The following is a 21,715-nucleotide window of genomic DNA, read 5'->3' as shown; positions in this document are numbered from 1 at the left end:
AGCCAACGTTCGTCCCCCCTCGCCGCTGTGCCGGGTCCAGAATCGGCAGGCCGTCGTCAGCGAAGCTTTTTGATGACGGGCAAGGTTGCAGTCCAATCTTTCCCGGTGACGAAAACCCTGATCTCCACGCGCGGGGCCAACGTCTTGATCTCGAATTGGTGGTGAACGAGCATCGGTTCAGCGGAGAACAGTCTCAGGTGCCGGCGCTTGAACAAGGGGGCAGGAGCACCCTCGGCTCGGACATCGAGCGTCACCATCGGTATGCCCGGCCCGCTACGCACCGTCGATCGCTGCGCGATCAATGAGACCTGATATAGCCCCGGCTCCAGATCGACGTACGGACCGTGGATCAATGCGCCTTTCCGATCCGGGAGTTGAACAAACGCCGAGCGGCCCATCAAGGATGTGGGTGCGCCCGATCGCGACAGAAACAACGTATCCGGGATCGCGAGGTCGTCGACACGGTAGATTTCCGACAAACCCAACCCGCGTGCCTGCTGGCGCACGGCATCGAGTCGTTCTGGACTATCCGTTGCGATACCGATTGCTCCGCCCACCAATCCTCCAGTGAAAAACGCGAGCGCCAGCCCATTGCGCGCGAAGCACTCCCTGATGAACCCGTGCGACCATCCATTCTCGAACCAGCCCCGCTTGCGCGCGACGTAGATCGACTCCGGATCCAGTCTGATACCCCAATTATCCCACCAATTCTTCTGAACGGGTTCTCCGACGAAACCGATAATTCCACCCGGGAGAATCTTGGCTTTGAGCTGCTCGATCAGATCCCATGGACGTAAACAATGGTGGAAAGACTGGAAGAAAAACGCAGCATCGTAGGCGCTGTCGGAAATCCCGCCGAGATCGTCGAAATTCATCTCATCCCGGGTGATATCCAGATTGTGTGCTGATGAACGACGCCGGCTCAACTCCCCTAACGCCGGATCGATATCGATCGCGTGGACCTTGCAGCCCGCATACGCGTATATTTCGGAGCTAAGTCCATGGCCTGCGCCCAGGTCGAGTATGCGCGGACTGACCCCTAGGATCGACAGCGAAAGCATGGTCGTCAACGCACGCACATTCTCCGCCATCACCGCGACGTTGGTGATGCCGGTAGGATTTGCGGCAATCCATAACGGCTGAAGATCATCGTCGTGCAATTCGCCCGAACATTGATCGAGATCACGGGCCGCTATTTCACGATAGAGATCCACCTGCTGCGCAAAATAGTCCGCCGAAAACGGATCGAGAGATTGATCGACGACCGTGTCGAAGGCGAGATCGATCGGATAAAACTCTTCTCGAACTGCTGAGCACTCGAGATCGCCGCCACGATCATCGACCGCCTGGACGTATCGGTCGATTTCACTCGTGTGCATACGTGGCATAGATATCTCGCGTGACGACGGTCTCCTTCACGCCCCTATCACGGTCGGACGGAGTTTTGCATATCGACTGCGTTGCGCCGCTATACTCGACTATTTCGCAGGCGAACCATCGGTTGCGGGGGGATCGCCTTGACCGGGTTGAACAATCCCGCAGTCTGGCGACGCGCCTCGCGCGCGATGCCACGGGTTCCGTTCGGCGGTATTTGCGCGGGCCGAGCTATGCGCCGCGCAGGCACCCCGATGATGGCAGAAGATACGGATCGATGCCCGAACCGCCCCGCTACTGTGGATCGGTCTCGCTGCCGTTTCCCGTAGCTGTCGCCCGGAACCACGCTACCTGCTATCGCTGTCTTCCGATCACCACACGCCATTTCAGACCAGAGATCCCCGACCATGCCGACCCCGACCGACCGCCTTGCCGCCCTGCGCGTACAGCTCGCGACCGACCGCCTCGACGGCTTCGTGATCCCGCTGACCGACGAGCATATGAGCGAATATGTCGGCGGGTATGCGCAGCGGCTAGGCTGGCTCACGGGGTTCGGCGGGTCCGCCGGAACCGCCGTGGTCCTCGCCGATTGCGCCGCGATCTTCACCGATGGCCGCTACACGATCCAGGTCCGTGAGCAGGTCGACGGCGCGCTGTGGGAATATGCCGACGTGCCGCAGACCAGCCCCGCCGCCTGGCTCGGCCAGCACGCACCCGAGGGCGGTCGGATCGGCTACGATCCGTGGCTCCACACCGGCGGCTGGGTGGCCGACACGACCGCCGCGCTCGCCGATCGCGGCGCCACGCTGGTCGCGGTCGATGCCAACCCGGTCGACGCGATCTGGGTCGACCGCCCCGCCCCCTCGTCCGCCAAGCTCACCGTCCAGCCCGACGCGTTCACTGGTGCCTCCTCCGCTGAAAAGCGCGCAAAAATCGCCGACTGGCTGTCCGAGCACAACACCGACGCGGTCGTCCTCACCGCGCTCGATTCGATCGCGTGGGCGCTCAACATCCGCGGCGGCGACGTCGATCACACCCCCGTCGCGCTATCCTATGCGATCGTCGGCGCTGACGGCACCACCGACCTGTTCGTCGCCCCCGACAAGCTCGACGACGCGGTCCGCCAGCATCTCGGCAACGCGGTCCGCCTTCATGATCGCAGCGCGTTCTCAGCGGCCCTCGGCACCTATGCCGGCAAGCGCGTCGCCGCCGATCCCGAACGCGCCGTCGCCGCGATCACGCAAGCCCTACAAGCCGGCGGCGCCAAGATCCTCCCCCTCCGCGACCCCGTCGTCCTCGCCAAAGCCATCAAGAACCCCGTCGAGATCGCCGGCCACCGCGCAGCCTCTGCCCGCGACGGCGCCGCGCTCACCCGCTTCCTGCGCTGGGTCGAAACCGAATGCGTGAAGGGCGGCCAGACCGAACTCAGCGCGGCCGCCAAGCTGCTCGCCTTCCGCGAACAGACCCGACTCCTCAAGGACACGTCGTTCGACACGATCTCCGCCACCGGCCCCCACGGCGCGATCCCGCACTACCACGTCACCGAGGAATCGAGCGCGCCGATCGAACCCGGCCAGCTCTACCTGATCGACTCCGGCGGCCAATATGCGGACGGCACCACCGACGTCACGCGCGTGATGCCGATCGGCGAACCGACCGCCGAGATGCGCGACCGCTTCACCCGCGTCCTCAAGGGTCACATCGGCATCGCCACGGCGGTCTTCCCCGACGGCACGATGGGCGGCCAGATCGACGCCTTCGCCCGCCGTCCGCTCTGGGAAGCCGGCCTCGATTTCGGCCACGGCACCGGCCACGGCGTCGGTGCGTATCTCGCGGTCCACGAAGGCCCGCAGCGGATCGCCGCGCCCAACTATCCCGGCGGCGCGGCGATGGAGCCCTTACGCGCCGGCATGATGCTGTCGAACGAGCCCGGCTATTACAAGGCCGGCGAATACGGCATCCGCATCGAGAACCTGATCCTGATCGAGCCCCGCGATATCCCCGGCGCCGACCGCGCGATGCTCGGCTTCGAGACGCTCACCGTCTGCCCGATCGAGCGCACCCTGATCGAGCGCGCGCTGCTGACCCCGCAGGAGCGTGCGTGGGTCGACGACTATCATGCGAAGGTGCTGGCGGTTCTGACCCCGGAAATGACCGACGAGGCGGACCTCGCCTGGCTCGCCGTCAAATGCGCGCCGCTTACTTGACCGGCTCGTCCCCGGTCGCGGGCGCGGCGCTCACCGCCCGCGCCTGCGCCTTCCGGCGGCGCAGATTCTCGCGCAGCGCGGCGGCCATCCGCTCTGCTTTTTCCGCCGCCTTTCGATCCCGATCATCCATAAATCCGCCCTACATCGCGGCACGACAGCTTGACAACCGCGCCGCCCTCGTCTCTTAGCCCCACTCCGCCGGCAGCGATGCCAGCGAGTGCTGCCGTAGCTCAGTGGTAGAGCGCATCCTTGGTAAGGCTGAGGTCGTGAGTTCAATCCTCACCGGCAGCACCATTTTCTTCCAGAAGATCAGCTAGTTTGTAGGGCCGCCCCTCGGGGCGGCCTTAGCCGGGGTAGCTCCCGGGGTAATATGAGAAACGCGCCCCGCCGAATATACCTCGGCGGATAAGCCCGGCCTGTTAGCAGCCGGATTCAGGTGGTCTCGGTCCCCGTGAAATCGGCGATAGGTATCTCTTCGCCGTTGTCTTCGATTACGAGCAGCCAGCGTGAGAACGCTGCCCAATCTTCTCGCCAGCGTCCAACGGCCGGGCGACCGGTCGAGATGTTTATTAGGGCCCACTCCCGGAACCCCTGAGGAGCGGCGACGAACGCTTCGTTGCCAGCAACAAGGAACATGCCGGAGCGGACACTGGACGTGTGGTTCGTCGCAGTGAGCGAGGGCGCATCTATCCGGACGTGGACCTCAGGAAGGGCGACCAGCGGGCCGTCGTGGGGGATGCTTTCGAGTGATATTGGGTACTGCGTGCCGGGCGAGAACCTCAACGCCTTGAGGTCAGGTTGACCTTCGCTCGTTTCCCCGATCCGGATGCACTGAAACAACACAGGCTCACCGTCGTAGTGCGGCGCGAGGTAGAACCGCCCGGGCTCTATCTCGTGGTTGGCGATTACACGTTCGATGCCCAGTAACACGCGATTATCCCTTCTTAGGAGGCGGCGGCGGAAGTTCACCTTGCCGCGGCGGGGAAGCTGCAGGCTTGTCCATCGACTTTAGGATGGTTGACTCCACTGACGGACGGTTAGCAAGGTACAGGATGGCGACCGCGATCACCAAGGTAACAGCCCAAGCGGCTAGGTTCGTCAGGAATGAAGACAATACCCCGGTACGTGCGGTGATATGGCCCTCAATTCGCTGACGTTCGCCTTGTAAGGCGGTTAAGAGTTCCGCCTGATTGGTGCCCAGGATTGCAATCGTGGCGGTGTTCTGGATGTCGGGCGTAGCCTGCGCGATACCGTCACCTACCACTCTCGTAAGGGTCTGCTCAGCAGACGAGCGGAGAGCCGTCACAAGTGCGGGTGGTAGGCTCCGCGAAGCGCGGTCGGGAAGAGCCTGCCCAGCAAGAGCGGCCTCTCGAAGCGATTGCTTATAGGTCGCATACGCGAGGAGACCGACAACATCGTCGGCCCCTTGGACGAGTGCCTCGAAGGCTCGGCTATGTGCGGGGGCTTGCGCCTCCTGATCCGGCGCAACGTCGCTCATTTTTTCTTGAATTCGCCGCGGCCTAACGCCCGATCCATCACGTCTTTACGCACCGTGGTGATGAACTGACCGTTTGGAAGATCAATGCGGCCCGACACGCTGCTGCGGTAATGGGTACCACTGCTACCGCCGCTCTTCTCCACCATCGTTGTTCGTGGGCTGTCACTCCCCTCCTTGGCGGTGAGGAACCGGCCGGAAGACCCGCTGCGTTTGGGAAGCCAGCTCTTGGAGGTCGTTTTTGCCATGTTGCGAATATAGGCCGATGCGAGCCTACGGCCAACGACTTTGAGGCGAGAGTCTCAAACGGCGTACGGGCTTAGCTCCGATGACCTAGCCCGGCACGGCGTGCAGAGCCGGTTCCCGATCCCCGCGGACGCGAAGGCCTTCTGGCACCGCAAGCACGACCGCGTCACCGGCGCAGGCCGGTCCTCGTCGCGGAGCTCCCGCCCGGCGAAGCCCCGATTGCCCGCGTTGCTCAATGTGTCGCGCCTTCGGCCCCGGTCTCGGTGAACGCGCAAACGAAGCCGTAGGCGATGGCCTGTTCGCGCGTCGATTGCTGCCGCGCGGTCCAACTCGGTATCGGCCCACGCAGGGCGTCGACCCAGACCGTGCGGCCGGCCTCGCGGTAGCTGAGGTAGCCGAAAAACGCGGCGAGCTCCGCCCCCGGGACACCGTAGAGCGTCGCGAAGGCGAGGCAGGACTCGATGGTGGGCCAAGCCTCCTCCCGGGTCAGCCGCGCGTGTTCGAGGCAGGCCCGATGCGCGGCGCGGACGAGCGGCGGGAACAGGACGTCGTACCCGCCCACCATCCGCTCGGCCGAAGTCGGCTCCTCGGTCACGCCCCGGCGCCCGCGTAGCGCTTGCGGATCGTCGAGCCGTACTCCGCGGCGTTCGCGACCTCGTAGGCGTTGGTCAGGTCCCGGATCGTGCTGTCGGTCGTCAGGTTCGCGGACAGCGCCTGCTCGGGCGTGACGCCCTGCTTGTCGGCGAGCTCCTCGGCGCGCTTGAGCAAGGCGTCCTCGTACTGGAGGCGGGTGAAGGTCGCCGGCTCGCCCTTCGCGACCGCGGCGGCGTTCTTGCGGATGTCGATGTCGGTCATGCTTAATGCTCCTGCTGACTTGATGAGGACGGCAAGCGCGCCGGCCTGTGCGGGGTGGTCGACGGTGCTGATCTCGCGCAGCTTGAGGTTGGTGACGCGGAAGCGCTTCGAGGCGTGGGTCATTGACGGTCTCCCTGATTGGCGGGCTCGACCAGCTTCAGGTCGAGGCTCGACGTGTGTTGAATCCAGTCGACGAGCGGCATCGTCTGGACCGGCGTGACCTTGACGTTCAGCACGCGGGCGAGGTGCGGCGCCTCGGCGACGACGTCGCGCGCGGCGTGGAATGCGAACATGCGCTCACGACTGCCCCGCAGTTCCTGAAGCCCCACCTGCTCGGCCGCCACGTCGGACCGGTAGAACTTGTCGTTGGCGCCGCGGAGCGCATTGAGGGCGGCCTCGGCCTCGCGGAGCGCCGCCACGAAGTCGCGCGCCGCGGTCTCGCGCAACCCGACCGCCTCCTCACGCTCGCGCATGATCTTACGCCGCTTCAAACTGCCCAGCATCTTCGTCTCCCTCGGTGATGGTGATGTTGACCGCCTCGACGCGCCGCCGGACCTCGGCGATGATCTGACTCGACGTGTTCGCGTCGAAACCGGACCGCATCAGGTCGGCACCGCGCGACGCCCAGAAGGCCGCCGAGAATGGCGGCTCCGATCGCTCGCGCTCGATGCGCTTGAGGTCCATGCGGTCTTGCAGCGTGTCCGGCAGGCGTCGGCCCGAGGCCAGATCGTCCAGCCGCTCGATGGCCTCGACCTCGAAGCCCGGGTTGCCGCCGAACGACGGGTCCCGGCCGAGCGCGATGCGCAGGCGGCGGCGCTCGTCCGGGCCGATCAGGCGGAGGCCGACGCTGAACGCCAGCTCGTCGAGGGCGGCGTCGCTATTCATCCGTGGTCACCGTCGGCGACGCCTCGACCAGCTGCGCCGGGGGCCGGAACGTCTGCGCGAGCTTCATGGCGACGCTGGCGACGGCGTCGCCCAACAAGCCGACGTCGAGGCTGTGCGAGACGCGGCCGGCGACGTGCACCGCGCTCGTGTCGCGGTATGCCGGCAGCATGGCGCGGGCGCGCATTTCGAGGAGGCGGTCGCTGTAGCGGCGGACCGTGCCGACGACGGTCTCCTTGTACTTGCCGCCGAAGACCGGCTCCTCGACGCCCTCCTGCGCTCGGCGGTAGAGTTCGTGCTCGACCTCGGCGCGCGCACTGTCGATGGCGTCGTCCCACGCGAGCGCGAACTCGGGGTCGCGCTGGCGCTCGTCGGCGAACGTCGACAGGCACCCCGTCGCGCTGTGTGGCGAGGCCGCCCGGGCGGCGCGCATCGTGATGCCGTGCCGCGACAGCTCCGCTAGGAAAGTCGCCTTGCGGTCGGCGTTGAGGGGCATCCGGTCCATGCCGACGACGATAGCTGGCGACCGGTCAGAACCCGACGGTTAAGGATTGCGCTATCCCCGCTTGCCGTCTCAACTGGTCAGCCAGACCCGAGCGGCCGCGTCTTTGTCTGCGCCATAATGCGAAAATAGCTGTCAGTGTTGACAGGGCGTCTGCGGAGTCGCATATGAAGGTTGCGGCGGAAGAAAAACCGCGAATCAGTAGGGGGTCACAATGACCGATCAGGTTGGAGACGATTTCGACGAGTTGCTAGGCTGTGGCCCCGATGAGGCACCGGCCAAGAGGACTCGCGAGCGCTCCACGATTGAGTTCCCCTACAGCGATCTTGAGTCGACGGTGGAGATGGTCCGCACCCTCCACGCCAAGGCCGGTACCCAGTGCGAGGATGTCCAGCTTGCCGCGTGGATGAACCAGACGGCATCTGGCGGCGGGTTCCGGTCGCGCCTCTCCGCCGGTCGCATGTACGGCCTGATCGAGACGAACGGACCGCATGTCACGGTGACGTCTATGGGCCTAGATGCCATCGACGGCGACCGCGCGGCGCCAGCGCTCGCCGAGGCCTTCCTCCGGGTCCCGCTCTTTCGGCAGATGTACGAGAAGTACAAAGGCTACGCTCTGCCGCCGCCACAAGCCATCGAGAGTCAGATGGAGGGCATGGGCGTCGCGCCCAAGCAGAAGGATCGCGCCCGGCAGACCTTCACGAAGTCGGCGCAGTACTCGGGCTACATCGACGCGCAGACCGGTCGGTTGACCAAGCCGGCGTTCGCTGCACCATCGCCCCCGCCTGAGCGCATCGAAGACCGACAGAGCGAGGGCAACGGGAACGGCAACAACGGTAACGGCAACAACGGTAGTGGACCCAGTCAGGGGGGAGGCATTGGTTCGGAACTCCCGCCGGGCTTGCATCCTTTCATCGTCGGCCTCCTCCACGAACTGCCGCCCGCCAAGACGGCTTGGTCCGTAGACAAGCGCGTTGACTGGCTGACGGCTGCGGCAACGATGTTCAAGCTCATTTACTCGGGAGAGGGCACCATCAAGGTGTCCGGCGGTGATGCGGCCCCGGCCGCTCCCTTGCCTCCCGCACAAGACAACGGCGGCTGATCGGATGACCAGCCGCCGTCACAAGCTCCCTGACACCGCACGGCGAACCTTGGCCGGATGCGTGCGGATGTCCTTCCCGGAGGAAAGGAGGTGCGCCATGCGGTTCATGGCCCGAACAAGAGCGGTTAGCTGATGCCCGAGGGGCGCGTCGCAAGCGGCGCGCCTCCGGGCTCCGTCTATCCTTCACGAGTTACCAAGTCAAAAACGGAGCTTACCGCTATGTCCAAGCCGACCCCGCCGCGTCAGACCTCCAGCAAGGTCTCGACCCTGGCATCCAACGTGCTCGCCGGCCGCGTCACCCCGACGAAGGCCCAGATCAACAGCCTCGCGGCCACTGCCCTCGGGCAGGACCAGACCTCGGGGCAGGCGCCGAAGAAGCGCTGATAATCGAGCGGGCGCGGATTTTCGGCATCGAGGTCCGCGCCTCCTACCTATGTCCGCGTCCCCGGCCGCTACCCCGAGTCATCGGTTAGCGGCTAACGCCCAAGAAGACGTGGCTTGGCCACCGCCGACCCCATCCTAGCATAGGGCCAGCTTTGTTCCGACCTGTCGCGCGCCCGCGCGCGAAGGCACACCGGTTTGGACGGTTGACGCCGTTCGTCCCACCGACATAGCCCAACACAGCAGAGATAGGCCGGTCGGGTCGGCTTTAGGTCGGTAGTCTCTAACTCCATCTTTTCCGCCGGTTTACCGACCTAACCGACCTAACCGACCTATTCACAGTCATCCGGGAAGCTGGCCCCTTCGCCTCCGTCCGACGACGCTGCCGCCTGACTGGTTTGGGCCGGTTGCGTCGGTTAGGTCGGTAATCGCCACGTTCTGTGGGCTTACGCGCACGATGGGTCGGCGATGGGCCGGTAGCCTCGCCAATGGGTCGGTTCAGTAGGGGTCGTCACCCCAGAGACGTGAGCCGTCGCCGGTTGGCCGCTCCTCTTCATCAAACGCCCAATTGTCGGACGCGTCCCACTCCCCCGGCCAGCGCGCGACGTCCCATCGGCGCCGAGCCTCCCCCAGCGTCGGAACGATCCACCCCCGCGGCCGAGGATGATCCCGCTTGTCGAAGCCCATGCCCCGGCGCGGAATGCAGCCGTTACGCACCTTGCGACCCGTGCCGAACAGGTCGGCGATGGCGTTCGGTGACACGTCAAACCGTCTCGCCAAGTTAGTGCAGTATCTCTGCATCCCCTCTGTCGGCAGGACGTAGGAGTCATCCCCGAGGCGGATCGCGCCCGCCCCGATTGGCGGCGTACCGGCACTTAGAATATCATACCAGACGCGTTCCAGCCCACGAAGCGACGCCGCCTTCTGCCCGATCAGGCCATCATTCTGCGGGACGCTGTAGCGCGGGTGCCAGTCTCCAAGATCAAGCGCGAGCAAGTCGTGCAGGAACGCCTCAAGGCCGCCGCCATTAATCTCGGCATTGAGGGCCTTCCACCATTGCACGCGTTCGTCATCGACGGGACTGCCCGGGGGTGCAGCGAGATGTGGCGAGACGTTGAAGACAGCGAAACGGCGCTCGTCCGCGCTGGCCGACACCACCCAGTCATCGTTCGACGCAATGATGACCTTGACGCGGTTCGTCGCCGGGAAGGCGTCGACGCCCTTTGGCTCGATCATGATGGTCGGCTCGGTGATGAGGCTCTTCACGATGCCCTCGGCCTTCGCGTCACCTCGGGCGACAGCCTCGTCCGCGAACAGTAAGCAGCAGTCATGCAGCGGCTTGTTGAAGTTGTTGGTCATGCTGTTCGAGCTCGCGATGCTGGTGCCGTGCTGACCGAAGATGCGCCGCATGATGTGGCCAAAGGTACTCTTGCCCGTGCCCTTGCCGCCTAGGAGGGCGAGCGCGACCTCCGCTTGCCGCTCGGGATACTGGACCGCATAGGCGGCCCAGCGGAGAATGTAGTCCGCCCCGGCGAAATCACCCGCGGCGAGGACCTCCTCGATTAATTGACGAAGAAGCGGCCACGGACCCGGCGCAGGCTTCACAGCGAGACCACGCCAGATGTTGTACTCGTTCCCGTCCTCGCCGTTGGCGTCGGGCCGAAACACGATGCTGCGATATTGACGGCGCATCGGGTTTTCCAACCACCACTTTCCGGCTGGCGAGTAGACTGGGTTTCCTTCCTTAGTCGTGCCAGTCTGGACCCGAATATTCATGTAACGGTTGCGGAAGTCCTCGAACGACTGATGCACCAACTCCTGCCTGCTGGGATCAATCTCGCTCGACCGCCAAGACACGACGCGGCACTTGCCGCCGTACATTTCGATCACCGCGTGGTCAGCATTCAACCGCGCCAGCATCGGCTCGCTGACCTCCTCCCGCGCCCTCTCAATCTGGCGAGCGACGTACTCCACCGAGCGCTTCTGGCGCAGAGGGTGGTCGCTGACGCCGAAGTCGGGGTCGAGCAGGACGGCCGCAATCATGTCGTCTTCGCAGCCGGCCCGGATGAGCTCGCACGTAACCGCCCACATCACCTCGGACCGGGAGCCGTACTTCGTCGGGTCGTCGGGATCGTCGCCCTGGACGATGAGCATCCGCGTCCTTTGCGTCACGGCCTCCGGCAGCTCGTCGAGGTCCTTGAGCCGGGGAAGGTTGCCGCTGATCTGGACCTTAACGCCCGAGCCGCCCGAGCTCGACTGGACCTCGGCGGCCGGCGTGAAGTCGGCGAGGGGGTGGGCGGCGTCGCTCAGCTCGACAATCGAGGCGAGGGCAGTGACGCGTCCCTTGTCCCGCTTCTTCTTGTCGGGAAGGTTGATCGTGCCCGGGAGCCGCATGATGCGGTCGATGTTCCAGGTGTTATCGCCCAGCAGGACGATCCCGAGCTGGCGGTTGTACGCCTCCAGGTCCGCGATCCGGTTGGGGTCGCCGCCGACGTAGAGCGGCTCGTCGAGACGCCAGAAGCCCTGATAGCCGCCGCCCGAGTAGACGACGGCGGATGGGCTCGGGCTGAAGTCGTTGAGCAGCTTAATGATCCGGGCCTGCTCCGAGGCGACGTCCTCGCCCTTGCGCGGGTCGAGGTCGACGTGGAGCATGACCGCCTCCTCAATGTGCTCCTTCTTCGGCTTGCTGTCCATCGAGCCGCGGACCCGGTTGACGGTCCAGTAGACGTTCTCCTTGCCCGACTTCTGGTCAATCCAGCCGCGCGCCGCGCCGATGTCGAAAAACGTCTCCGTGGTCGTGCGGCCGCCCTCGACCGGGATCGACGTGAGGACCCACGGACCCCGGGGGTGGGCCCAGAGGAGGAAGCGCGCGGCCTCGTCTAGGTTGGTCTTGAGCTCATCGCTCATAATCAAATACTCGCTCTTGCCCGGGGGCCGGAGCGGTCCGATCAGGACTGCGGCAATTCGATCAATGGAAGGGCCTCGGCCCCGCCACGCCGGGCGGCTATCCTACGCCCGGCCCCATTGATTGGTCTCTGTGGTGCCGTCAGTCGGAACTCGGTCCCGCCCCTATTCTCCCGGGGGTGGGACCACTTTCAGGCTGCTTCGAGCTTCCGCTCCAACCACCCCAACACATCGGCGCGACGCCAAACCACGCGGTTCGGCCCGATGCGAACCTGCTTGGGGAACTCGCCGCGCTTCGCCATGTCGTAGATCGTCGTCTGTGACAGCGTGGTCAGCTCGATCACGCCCTTGATGTCGAGGACAATCTTGTCGTCGGTGTTCATACTTGCCTCCGGTGGTCCGCCGCCTTTCGAGCGGTCACGCGGGGTTTCGGCTAAGTCGTGCAGCCTCAGCTACGGACTTACGGGAAGGGTCTCAGGCGCGTATCCTTCCCGATTGGGGAGCCTGAGTTGCTGGTCAAGGCCGCGCAGGACGGTGTTGACCCGACGTCGCGCATCATCGGCGGGAACACCGAACAGGACGGCGACTTCGGCGCCGATGGCCTGCTGGGCGGCTTGTCCGATGGGGACCTCCCCGGGTGGCTGCTCAGCACACCAATTTGACCAGAGAAGGAGAACGACCTCGTTCAGGCCCGGGAGCTCTTCGGGCCTGTGCGCGGACAGTTCCATCCCGTCGAGTAGGTCGCCTATGGCGTGATAGAGGTCCGGCACCGGGGCATCGTCTCGGTCATCCTCCCACATCAGTCGGACAGCGACGAGCAGGTGCATCTGCGTGTCGTGGTCGATGGCCGCCCAAGCGTCGCGGAGCGCCTTCAATCGCGTGCGCTGCGCCCTGTAGGCCATCTTTGTCGACGGGCGGCTTGCCCGGGCGTAGGCGATGCCGACGTGGCGCTCGACGACCGCCGTTAGTGCGGCGCGCTGGGCTTCGCTTAGCTCCACGACTTTCCCCACAGTTCCAGCGCGACGCGCTTCTCATCGAGGTAGCTGTAACGGTTGTACGTCCCAGCGACACCCTGCACGACGTGCCCTAGGACACGCTCGATGTGCTCCTGCTGGACGCCGAGCCGCGCCATGTGTGTCGCGACGGACCGGCGGATGTCGTGGACAGTCCACTCAGCGAGCGGGGGCAGGCCCTGCTTCGCGCCGGCCTCTGCGACCAACTCATCCAGCCGAACCTTCGCCTTCGAGAAGCCACTCACCGGGCGCACGCCGCTGGTCGTCGTGAACATGCAGTCCCCCTCATTCCAGTGCGGGAGGGCGTCGACGAGCGCCCAAGCCGGGGCCGAGAGCGGGAAGACGTGGGGCCGCTTCGTCTTGTAGCGGGAGGCCGGTATCTCGATGGCGCGGTGTTGGGCGTCGATCCAGCCGCGCTCAAGCTCCGCGACCTCGGACCGGCGCTGCCCGGTGAGGATGAGCAGCCGGTACATCGGGCCGAATGGGTAGCCCAGACCGGCGTCGCCGGAGCCGGCCGCGTCCCATATGCGGCGGAGTTCTTCCATCGACAGCACGCGCTCGCGCGCGACGTAGCCGAGCTCCGGGCGGCGCATGCCAGCGAGCGGGCTGGCGATGAGGTGGCCGCGGTCGGCGGCCCAGTTGAACATCTTGGTCAGGTGCTTGCGGAGCTCGCGGGCGAGCGCCTCGCCCTTGTCAGTGACGATGTCGTCGAGCAGGTCGTGCACCTCGGCGCGGGTGATCGTCTCGACCAGCCGGTCCCGCCACAGCGGCAGCGCGTGGTCGGCGATGATGCGCTCGGCGGCGACACGGCCGAGCTTGCTCGTCGGCCCCTTGGGCCTCGCCTTACCCTCCTGCGCGGCGACGAGGGCGGCGGCGCGATCCTTCGCGAAGCGCCCCTCCTTCGTGTTCTGCTTGACGTGCAGGTCGACGAACCGCTCGAACACCGCCGCGAATGTCCGCACCTTGCGCTGGACGAGCTCGTCGTCGCGTTGGGCGGCCGGGTCGATCCCCCGATCAGCCGCGTCGAGCGCCTCGCGGGCTTTGTCGCGCGCCTTCTCAAGACTCACCAGTGGGTAGGCGCCGAGTGTCATTCGCTTCATCGCCCCGCGCGTCTCGCCGTCCCCGGCGCCCGCCACCCGGTAGAGCAGCGACCAGCTCTTCGCGCCCTTGTCGCTGACGCGCATCCTCAACTCACGGACGATGGTGTCGCCTATCTCAATGCGCTTGCCGGATGGTGCGCTGAGCTTCTCGACCCGCTTGTCCGTCAGTCGCTCCCGGGCCGACTGATGCCCTACCTTGACCGTCTCTGCTGCCGTCGCCATTCCGAGTTCCTCGCTACCCGGGGTAGCCCCGGGGTAGCGGGACAGTCCGGTTGGGGTGAGAACAAACCGTGATCTCTCGGAACCGGATTTAGCTGGGAGCCGCGGAAAAGCTAGGGTTTTCGGGTGTCGTCGGAACCCGTCGAAGTAGTCGGCTGGCTCTTGGTAAGGCTGAGGTCGTGAGTTCAATCCTCACCGGCAGCACCAGTATTCCCCGGCTGGTCGACGTATCCCAAGCGACGTCGACCAGCGCGGACCACCCATGACAGCGCCGCTTACGGCTTCCTGAACTTGTAGACGAACTGGTCGGTCTTGCCGCGGATGGCGGGGTCGAACACCGCCTTGCTGTGATCGTCCGCCGAGTTGCGCAGCACCGGCGACTGGCCGACGAACCTGAATCCTGCCGCCTCGACCTGCGTCTTGACCGCCGCCGGATCGATGCGGTGCCGTGTGCTGGTGCCGCTTATGCCGCTGCCCGGCGCGTCGGCGTGGTCGATCACCACATAGGTGCCGCCGCGCTTGAGCATCCGGAACACCGCGGTATCGAACGCGCGCAACGCCGATGCGCCGCCGTCGTTGGCGACGTCGTGATAGTTCTGCACCGTCCAGAACAGGTCGACGGGCTTGGGCGAGGTCGGCAGGTTGGTCGCCTGGACCTCGGCGGTGACGTTGCCGAGCCCGCGCGCCTGCAACGCCGGCAGCGACTTCTCGGCGTATTTCGCGCCTTCGGCCGGCCACAGCGCATAGACATGACCCTTGGGACCGACGATGCCGGTGAAGATCCGCGTCCAATATCCCGCGCCCGGCAGGTAATCGACCACCACGTCGCCCGGTTTCACGCCCGAGAACGCCAGCACGTCGGCGGCCTTGCGCCGCGCGTCGTCGCCCTGCTGGTCGGCGCGTGCGGGGTTCGCCAGCGCCTTGGTCACGACCGCGCTCGCCTTCTGCGCGCCCGCCGGTCCGGCAACGGCTGCGATCGCCACGACCGCGCCCATCCAAATGGCCTTCATCATCCGTCTCCTCGCGGCCGACGCCATCGCCGGGCCCGTGCGCACGATCGTACCACCGCCGCCGCTAGTCCAGATCGTTCTCGCTGATTACGACGATATCCTGATCGGGATCGCGCGCGAGCGCGGTGGCGCCCATCGCGGCGATCGCGTCCGAATGCTGCCGGAACAGCGCAACCGCACCCGTCTCGGGCGAGATCGCGCTCAATGCCTCGAGCACGTCGTAGAGCACCGCGAACGGATAACGCTCGCCGCTGAGTTCGCCGTCGAACTCGACGCGGCGCAGGTCGGTATTGTCGTCGATGGTCTTGCTGTCGATGGTGACGCGGTCTTCGGCCATGGGCTCGCTCCTGATTGAGAGTACAGGAACAACGCGCGGGCGGGCGTCTCGGCACCTCGCGGCGCGCGCTTACCGCTCGCCGAACAGTTCGCGCTGCGCCTTTTCCAGTTCTTCGGCATAGCGCCGGCGGACGAACGATTCGGACAACAGCCCGAGCACGCGCCGGTCGTCGTCGAGCACCGCCAGTTCGTCCGCACCCGACGCGTCGAACCGCGCCATGACCTCGGTGATGTCCATCGCCGGTGCGAGCGCGGCGTCTTTGTTGATCGCCAGCCCGCCGACCGGGGCCTGTGGATCATGGCCCTCGGCATAGGCGGTGGGCGTCTGGACGATCCCGGCATAGCGCGCGGCATCGTCGACCAGCACCGCGCGGCTGGTCGCGCCAAGCGGCACCTGCCGACGGAACTCCGCCATCGTCAGGTCGGCGCGCATCACCTTGGTCTCGCGGCGCATCATCCGCCCCGCGGTCAGCGTCTTGACCCAGCCGACGTCGCGCGCGCTCTTGATCGTCTCGCCGCGCAGGTGAAGCCGCCACGTCGAGAAGCTGTAGCCGAACGCCTCGCGCACGATCGTCGACGACACCAGCACCGCCGCCAGCACCGCGCCGGTCACCGCAAAGTCATGCGTCGCCTCCAGCACGAGCATCACCATCGTCATTGGCCCGCCGACCACCGCGACCGCCAGTGCCGCCATCCCGACGAGCGCTGCGTTGCGCGGATCGATCACGTCATGCCCGGCGAATGCGGCCATACTGCCGGCGAAGAGATGCCCGACCAGCGTGCCGAGGAACAGCGACGCGAAGAACAGCCCGCCGCGAAAGCCGAAGCCAAGCGAGACGATCGACGCCGCGCATTTCGCGAGGAAGATCGTCAGGATGAACAGCAACGGCGCGCCGACTGCGAGATCGGCGTGAAGCGCGCCATGTCCGGCCGACAGGACCTGCGGCGACATCAGCGCGATCGGGATCAGCAGCATCCCGCCGATCGCGGGTCGCACCCACTCGGGCAGGCGCAGCCGCCGCGTTCCCGCCTCGACGAAGCCGACCGCGCGCATCAGCGCGATACCGACCCCGGCACAGATCGCGCCTAACCCCGCATAGATCAGATAATGATGCGACTCGGTCGACATGGTCGAGGCCGCATCGATCACATAGGGCTGGATGCCGAGCTGCTGCGCGACCAGCGTGCCGGCCAGTGCAGCGGCGATGACTGGCGCCAGTGCAGTCGGCGTGTAGGCGCCGATGACGATCTCGAACGCATAGAAGGCGCCGGCGAGCGGCGCGCCGAACGCCGCCGCGATCGCTGCGCCTGTGCCCGCCCCGACCAGATTGCGCAGATCGGCACGCCGCAGCGTCGAGGCGTTGCCGACGACGGAGGCCACTGCACCGCCGAGCTGCGCATACGCGGCCTCCAGCCCGACCGAGGCGCCGAAGCCGTTCGACAGGATCGTTTGTCCGGATATGATCAGGCTGTCGCGCACCGACATCCTGCCACCGTGGAGCGCATTCGCCTCGACCGCATCGACCATCCGCCGCGTTCGCGCGCGCGTCGCCCAGGAGAATGCGGCAAGGATCGCGCCGCCGATCGGTAGAACGAGAAGCGCCGTCAGCGGCAACGCTGGCACCGCGCTCAGACGCGCGCCGAGCGGCAGGTCGAACAGGACGCGTTGCATGGTCCGCGCGATCGCCCCCTGGAGGACGCTGAACAGCCCGGCCCCGGCGCCGACCACGGTTGCGAGGACGATGAACGCGACTTCGCTCGCCCGGACACGCCGACGGACCCATTTCAGAAGGACGGAAGCGTGCAGGGTCGATCCTCGAACGGAGTTACCGTGAGGGCCTTAATCGGTTGCGCAGCAGGCGAATACCGGATTCCTGCGATCGGGCGCTGCCCACAACCTTTGCTCCCGTGCAGGCAGGAGTCTCTACCAGCTTGAACGACCTATATCCGACGCGCCGGCCTCTGCACTTCCCCCTCCCTGAAAGGGGGGGCGGGGGTGGGTCGGGTTCCGCATCGTCGACCGCCGGCGGCACGAGCGGGCCTACCCACCCCCTGCCCCTCCCTTTCAGGGAGGGGAGACGCGATGATTGCAGGCCTCCGAGAATGTCCCCGCCTCAGCGGAGAACAGCGATCATTACAGGGGGCCGTACTCAGATTATCACGAGCGGCGCGAAGACCGCCCGATACTTACCCCAGCGCCTTCACCAGCTCCTGCGCCGCAGCAGCAGACGACGCCGGGTTCTGCCCGGTGATCAGCAGGCCGTCGCGCAGGACATGGACGCCCCAATCGCCGGTCTTCGAATAGATGCCGCCCTGCTCCTTGAGCATATCCTCGACCAGGAACGGTACGACCTCGGTCAGCCCGACCGCGGCTTCCTCGGTGTTGGTGAACCCGGTGACTGTCTTACCCGCCACGAGCGCGCTGCCGTCCGCGTTCTTGACGTGACGGAAGACACCCGGCGCATGACAGACCGCGGCCACGGGCTTGTTGGCGGCGATCGCCCCCTCGATCAGCGCGCGCGACGTTGCGTCCTCCGCCAGATCCCACAACGGGCCGTGACCACCCGGATAGAAGACCGCATCGAAATCCGCGATCGACACCGTATCGAGACGGTGAGTCGTCGCGAGCAGCGCCTTGGCCTCGTCGTCGGCTTCGAACCGGCGCGTCTCGGCGGTTTTCGCGCTCTCGTCGTTGCTCTTGGGATCGAGCGGCGGCTGGCCGCCCTTCGGCGACGCCAGCGTGATCGCCGCGCCCGCTTCCTTCAGCACGTAATAGGGCGCTGCGAATTCCTCGAGCCAGAAGCCGGTCTTCTCGCCGGTATCGCCGAGGCGATCATGCGAGGTCAGCACCATCAGGATGTTCATGTCGTTCTCCATCGCTCACTCTATCGAGTGCGCCAGATGGGGGCGATGGCGCGGATTACCATGCGCGGTGTGCAGCACCCGGCAGCGCGCGGCCTGCTTCGTGTCCCGAAGACGACGGGCCGAACGGTAAAGGGCGAGCGTGGATCGCTCCACGCCCGCCCCCCTCGCCTGCGTCGCTGACGGACTCGGTCAGAGCCCCCAGGACAACCGGACATAACCGAACTGCCCCGGCACGTCGTAGGTGGTCGGATCATAGTTCGGCCCGGTGCAGCTGAAGCAGGCGGGTGGATCCTGGTTGAAGACGTTGTTCACGCCGATCGTCAGCCCCAGCCGGTTCTCCAGCCAGCCCGGCGCCAGCGTCAGCTGGACGTCGCCGTAGAAGGTGTTGTCGAGCTTTTTGCCGTCGGCTTCCTTCACGCTCTTGATGTAGCGGCCGGTGAACGAGGCGCGGGCCAGGCCGATGTCCCAGTCGACGACCGCATTGCCCTTGAACTTCGGATAGGACTGCTCGGGCGACCCACGCGTCGTACCCTGGTAGTTGGTGGTGGTGAAGCCGACCGTCGCGGGGAAGCTTTCGGCGTATTTCAGCAGGATGTTGCCGTTGAGCGAAAGCCCGAACGTCCCGGCCGACGTCTGCGGCGAGCGGTAGACCGCGGTCACGTCGACGCCGCGGGTGCGGATGCCGCCGATATTCTGCAACTGCGCGTTGATCCGCGAGATCAGGCCGTTCGGCGTCCGGGTGATCGCCGCGCAGCTGAGTGCGTCCGCGGCCTGCGCGCAACGGCTGAGCGTCAGCGTCGCATCGGTCGCCGCGATCGCGTCGTCGACCTTGATGTCGTAGTAATTGCCCTCGATGCTCAGCTGGCTGGCGATCCCGCTGGTCCGTGCCCAGCTCGGCGCATAGACCGCACCGAACAGCCAGGTCCGCGACGTCTCGGGCTTCAACGCCTGGTTCCCGCCGGTCAGAACGCTGAGCTGACCGCCATTGGGCTCCTGATAGCTGCCGTTCGCGGGGACGCCGTTGGCGATGCAGTTGGTGCGAACGGTCGCCGACGACTGGTAGGGCGAGCCGGCGACATTGGTGCAGGGATCGTCGATCGACGCATCGTTCCGCGATTCGGCGCCGAACAATTCGCCGATGCTCGGCGCGCGGAAGCCTTGCGCATAGGACGCGCGCAACAGCAGGTCGCTAAACGGTTTCCACAGGCCGCTGCCGGTATAGGTCGTGTTGCTGCCGCTGATCGAATAGTTCGAATGCCGCACCGCTCCGCCCACTTCGAGCGACTGGATGAGCGGCGTGTTGTGGATCAAGGGTACGCGCAACTCGGCATAGACCTCGTCCGAATTGAAATGCCCGCGCGCCGGTTGCGCCGGGATGTCGGCGCCAAGTCCGGCGGTGATCAGGGGATCGGGCGTGAAGCTGCCATACTGGACGCGGTGCTCATAGCCTGCGGCGAGGCCGACGGCGCCGGCGGGCAGGTCGAACAGTTCGCCCGAGATGTTGGCGGTATAGTCCTCGAGACTCTGCGCGCTGCGCGCACGCTCGTCGAACGCGATATAGCCGAGCATGGCCGGCGTGACCGAGCCTGCGCCACCGAAGATGTTGAACGGTACGCACGCCCCGGTGCAGTTCGCGACCGGACCTAGGGCCTGGGCAAGATTGGCGGCGTTGATGTTGCCGGTGAACAGCTGCTTGGCGTCGTTGAAGCCGAAGACCGCGTTGACGTCCCAATAGAATTTACGCTCGCCGAGATGGAAAGAGCCATCCAAGGTGGCGGTCGCCGACATCGTATCGACGGTCTGCGAATAGGTGCGCTGGCCGGCTTCCACCAGACGACGGCGGACCGTCGAATAGTTTGCCGGACCGTTGCCGGCACCCCCAGCCGACAGCGTGTAGCCGAACGGGTTGTACGGATTGGTGGCGTCCACCGAGATCGTGTCGAGCAGATTGCCGTTGCCCGCATCCGGCCCGATCACCAGCGGCAGGAACGCCGCCTGGTTCTGTGAATTGCGGCGCGTGTAGTTCATCTTCACGCGCAGGTTCACGGTATCGGTGAGTTCCTGCTTGGCGCTGACGAAGAAGCCGTAGCGCTCGGACGGAGTCAGGAAATAGTTGAAGGGTGCGAAGTTGAAGCGGTCGGCGGAGGTGAACTCCTTGAAATCGCTGTTCGGGCCGGTCGGGTTGGCGGCGTCGTAGCGTGGCCGTCCGAGGATAGGGGCCGACTTCAATGTCAGGTTCCGGCCGCCGACCTGGAAGAAACCATTGGGGGTCGCGCCCGAACACCCGCCGATCGGGTCACTGCACGACGTCTGGCCGGGGTTGGGAAACTGCGAGATCGCGCGGTCGCGCGTGCTGACCGATTCCTGCTTCACATAGCTGCCGCCGAACACCACGCTCGTGCGCGGCGCCTGGATGCCGTAGCTGACGTTATAGTCCTGCGTATGGCCATCGCCCTGGCGGAACGTGCCGAACTGCGCGGACGCCTTCAGGCCCTTCTGCTGCGACTTGGTGATGATGTTGACGACGCCCGCGAGCGCATCCGAGCCGTAGAGCGGCGACTGGCCCGACTGGAGGATCTCGATCCGCTCGATCGAGCCGACCTGGATCGTGTTGAGATCGACGGTCGAGGGGATACCGCTCGCCGACGCGCCGTTGACGAACCGCAGGCCGTCGACCAGCACCAGCGTCCGCTTGGCGGTGAGATAGCGCAGATCGATCTCGGCCGAGCCTGCACCGACGCCGCCGCCGTCGGGCGGATTGCCGATGTTACCCGAATTGTTGACCTTCGAATTGAGACCGCCGGCCGCGCTCGGCAGCCGCTGGAGTACGTCCGCCACCGACGACAGTCCGGTCCGCTGGATCGATTCCGCATCGACCGTCACGACCGGTGAGGGCTGATCGAGCGGGCTGCGACGGATGCGCGATCCGGTGACGACGATATCCTCGCCGGGCGCCTCGTCGGTCGCCGCTGCGGCTTGGTCGGTCGGAACGGTCGTGACCGACTGCGCATAGACCGAGGGTCCGGCCAGCATCGCCGCGAGCGCGAATCCGCCGCTACCCAGACGCAAAAAACTCTTCGATGTTCGCATAAATCCCCCCGTGTGAAACCTGACGCCACCTCCCCAGGTGTTCTATTATGACCAAATGATGCCGCATTGCCGCAATCAAGCAAGACAATATTGCAATTTGAAACATGTTTGCTGCGAATAACCTCGATCACGTT

22 protein-coding genes and 1 tRNA gene are annotated in these 21,715 nt (G+C 65.7%); 4 read left to right on the top strand and 19 right to left on the bottom strand.

Annotated elements, in window-relative coordinates:
* Positions 1-56: 56 nt before the first annotated feature.
* Entirely contained in the window at positions 57-1,379 is a 1,323-nt protein-coding gene (locus tag ACLBWL_RS03955; protein ID WP_447790411.1) for a class I SAM-dependent methyltransferase, read from the bottom strand.
* 402 nt (positions 1,380-1,781) lie between these two features.
* Between ACLBWL_RS03955 and ACLBWL_RS03950 the strand changes: the two genes are divergently transcribed.
* Complete coding sequence (locus tag ACLBWL_RS03950; RefSeq protein ID WP_447790409.1) at positions 1,782-3,581, top strand: aminopeptidase P family protein; 1,800 nt, start codon at positions 1,782-1,784, stop codon at positions 3,579-3,581.
* Here the strand turns inward: ACLBWL_RS03950 and ACLBWL_RS03945 are convergent.
* Positions 3,574-3,711 (bottom strand): hypothetical protein, encoded by a 138-nt coding sequence (locus ACLBWL_RS03945; RefSeq protein ID WP_277984110.1) that lies wholly within the window; start codon positions 3,709-3,711, stop codon positions 3,574-3,576. The genes ACLBWL_RS03950 and ACLBWL_RS03945 overlap by 8 nt on opposite strands.
* 89 nt (positions 3,712-3,800) lie before the next feature.
* Here ACLBWL_RS03945 and ACLBWL_RS03940 point away from each other — a divergent pair.
* Positions 3,801-3,875: transfer RNA gene (locus ACLBWL_RS03940), tRNA-Thr, on the top strand.
* Positions 3,876-4,013: 138 nt separating this feature from the next.
* Here the strand turns inward: ACLBWL_RS03940 and ACLBWL_RS03935 are convergent.
* From ACLBWL_RS03935 to ACLBWL_RS03900, 8 genes are all read right to left on the bottom strand, one after another.
* Positions 4,014-4,511, bottom strand: coding sequence for a hypothetical protein (locus ACLBWL_RS03935; protein ID WP_447790407.1), 498 nt, complete (start codon positions 4,509-4,511; stop codon positions 4,014-4,016).
* 4 nt (positions 4,512-4,515) lie between these two features.
* Complete coding sequence (locus ACLBWL_RS03930) at positions 4,516-5,079, bottom strand: hypothetical protein (protein ID WP_447790405.1); 564 nt, start codon at positions 5,077-5,079, stop codon at positions 4,516-4,518.
* Positions 5,076-5,324, bottom strand: coding sequence for a hypothetical protein (locus ACLBWL_RS03925; protein ID WP_447790403.1), 249 nt, complete (start codon positions 5,322-5,324; stop codon positions 5,076-5,078). Before ACLBWL_RS03925 ends, ACLBWL_RS03930 begins: the two co-directional genes overlap by 4 nt.
* Before the next feature lie 230 nt (positions 5,325-5,554).
* Complete coding sequence (locus ACLBWL_RS03920) at positions 5,555-5,917, bottom strand: hypothetical protein (RefSeq protein ID WP_447790401.1); 363 nt, start codon at positions 5,915-5,917, stop codon at positions 5,555-5,557.
* Positions 5,914-6,300, bottom strand: coding sequence for a hypothetical protein (locus ACLBWL_RS03915; RefSeq protein WP_447790400.1), 387 nt, complete (start codon positions 6,298-6,300; stop codon positions 5,914-5,916). Before ACLBWL_RS03915 ends, ACLBWL_RS03920 begins: the two co-directional genes overlap by 4 nt.
* Positions 6,297-6,680: a hypothetical protein gene (locus ACLBWL_RS03910; protein ID WP_447790399.1), complete on the bottom strand. Its 384-nt coding sequence runs from the start codon at positions 6,678-6,680 to the stop codon at positions 6,297-6,299. Before ACLBWL_RS03910 ends, ACLBWL_RS03915 begins: the two co-directional genes overlap by 4 nt.
* A complete protein-coding gene (locus tag ACLBWL_RS03905) occupies positions 6,655-7,062 on the bottom strand; it encodes a hypothetical protein (RefSeq protein ID WP_447790397.1) in 408 nt (135 codons plus the stop codon). The genes ACLBWL_RS03910 and ACLBWL_RS03905 overlap by 26 nt, the downstream gene beginning before the upstream one ends.
* Positions 7,055-7,564: a hypothetical protein gene (locus tag ACLBWL_RS03900; RefSeq protein WP_447790395.1), complete on the bottom strand. Its 510-nt coding sequence runs from the start codon at positions 7,562-7,564 to the stop codon at positions 7,055-7,057. Before ACLBWL_RS03900 ends, ACLBWL_RS03905 begins: the two co-directional genes overlap by 8 nt.
* 211 nt (positions 7,565-7,775) lie before the next feature.
* On the opposite strand from ACLBWL_RS03900, the gene ACLBWL_RS03895 reads away from it, so the two are divergent.
* Positions 7,776-8,663 carry a hypothetical protein gene (locus tag ACLBWL_RS03895; protein WP_447790393.1) on the top strand — a complete coding sequence of 296 codons (888 nt, stop codon included), beginning with the start codon at positions 7,776-7,778 and terminating at the stop codon, positions 8,661-8,663.
* A 219-nt stretch (positions 8,664-8,882) separates the two neighbouring features.
* A complete protein-coding gene (locus ACLBWL_RS03890) occupies positions 8,883-9,047 on the top strand; it encodes a hypothetical protein (protein WP_447790391.1) in 165 nt (54 codons plus the stop codon).
* Positions 9,048-9,542: 495 nt separating this feature from the next.
* Here ACLBWL_RS03890 and ACLBWL_RS03885 read toward each other — a convergent pair whose 3' ends face one another.
* The 9 genes from ACLBWL_RS03885 to ACLBWL_RS03845 all read right to left on the bottom strand — a co-directional run bounded on the left by ACLBWL_RS03885 (position 9,543) and on the right by ACLBWL_RS03845 (position 21,581).
* Positions 9,543-11,951: a primase-helicase family protein gene (locus tag ACLBWL_RS03885; protein ID WP_447790389.1), complete on the bottom strand. Its 2,409-nt coding sequence runs from the start codon at positions 11,949-11,951 to the stop codon at positions 9,543-9,545.
* A gap of 188 nt (positions 11,952-12,139) precedes the next feature.
* On the bottom strand, positions 12,140-12,331 hold the full coding sequence (locus ACLBWL_RS03880) for a helix-turn-helix transcriptional regulator (RefSeq protein WP_447790387.1): 192 nt from the start codon (positions 12,329-12,331) through the stop codon (positions 12,140-12,142).
* Positions 12,332-12,400: 69 nt separating this feature from the next.
* Positions 12,401-12,946 carry a hypothetical protein gene (locus ACLBWL_RS03875; protein WP_447790385.1) on the bottom strand — a complete coding sequence of 182 codons (546 nt, stop codon included), beginning with the start codon at positions 12,944-12,946 and terminating at the stop codon, positions 12,401-12,403.
* A complete protein-coding gene (locus ACLBWL_RS03870; RefSeq protein WP_447790383.1) occupies positions 12,937-14,283 on the bottom strand; it encodes a tyrosine-type recombinase/integrase in 1,347 nt (448 codons plus the stop codon). The genes ACLBWL_RS03875 and ACLBWL_RS03870 overlap by 10 nt, the downstream gene beginning before the upstream one ends.
* A 272-nt stretch (positions 14,284-14,555) precedes the next feature.
* On the bottom strand, positions 14,556-15,293 hold the full coding sequence (locus ACLBWL_RS03865) for a class I SAM-dependent methyltransferase (protein WP_447790382.1): 738 nt from the start codon (positions 15,291-15,293) through the stop codon (positions 14,556-14,558).
* Between the two features lie 61 nt (positions 15,294-15,354).
* The gene (locus ACLBWL_RS03860; RefSeq protein ID WP_447790380.1) at positions 15,355-15,627 is read right to left on the bottom strand and encodes a hypothetical protein; all 273 of its coding nucleotides are present in this window, start codon (positions 15,625-15,627) and stop codon (positions 15,355-15,357) included.
* Between the two features lie 69 nt (positions 15,628-15,696).
* A complete protein-coding gene (locus ACLBWL_RS03855) occupies positions 15,697-17,355 on the bottom strand; it encodes a chloride channel protein (RefSeq protein ID WP_447790378.1) in 1,659 nt (552 codons plus the stop codon).
* A gap of 458 nt (positions 17,356-17,813) precedes the next feature.
* Entirely contained in the window at positions 17,814-18,491 is a 678-nt protein-coding gene (locus ACLBWL_RS03850; protein ID WP_447791989.1) for a type 1 glutamine amidotransferase domain-containing protein, read from the bottom strand.
* A gap of 189 nt (positions 18,492-18,680) precedes the next feature.
* Entirely contained in the window at positions 18,681-21,581 is a 2,901-nt protein-coding gene (locus ACLBWL_RS03845; RefSeq protein ID WP_447790376.1) for a TonB-dependent receptor domain-containing protein, read from the bottom strand.
* Positions 21,582-21,715 lie beyond the last annotated feature (134 nt).

The sequence above is a fragment of the Sphingomonas sp. M1A8_2b genome (genome assembly GCF_053345535.1).
Note: the sequence above shows the minus strand (reverse complement) of the source record. Positions and strands in the feature narration are given on the sequence as shown.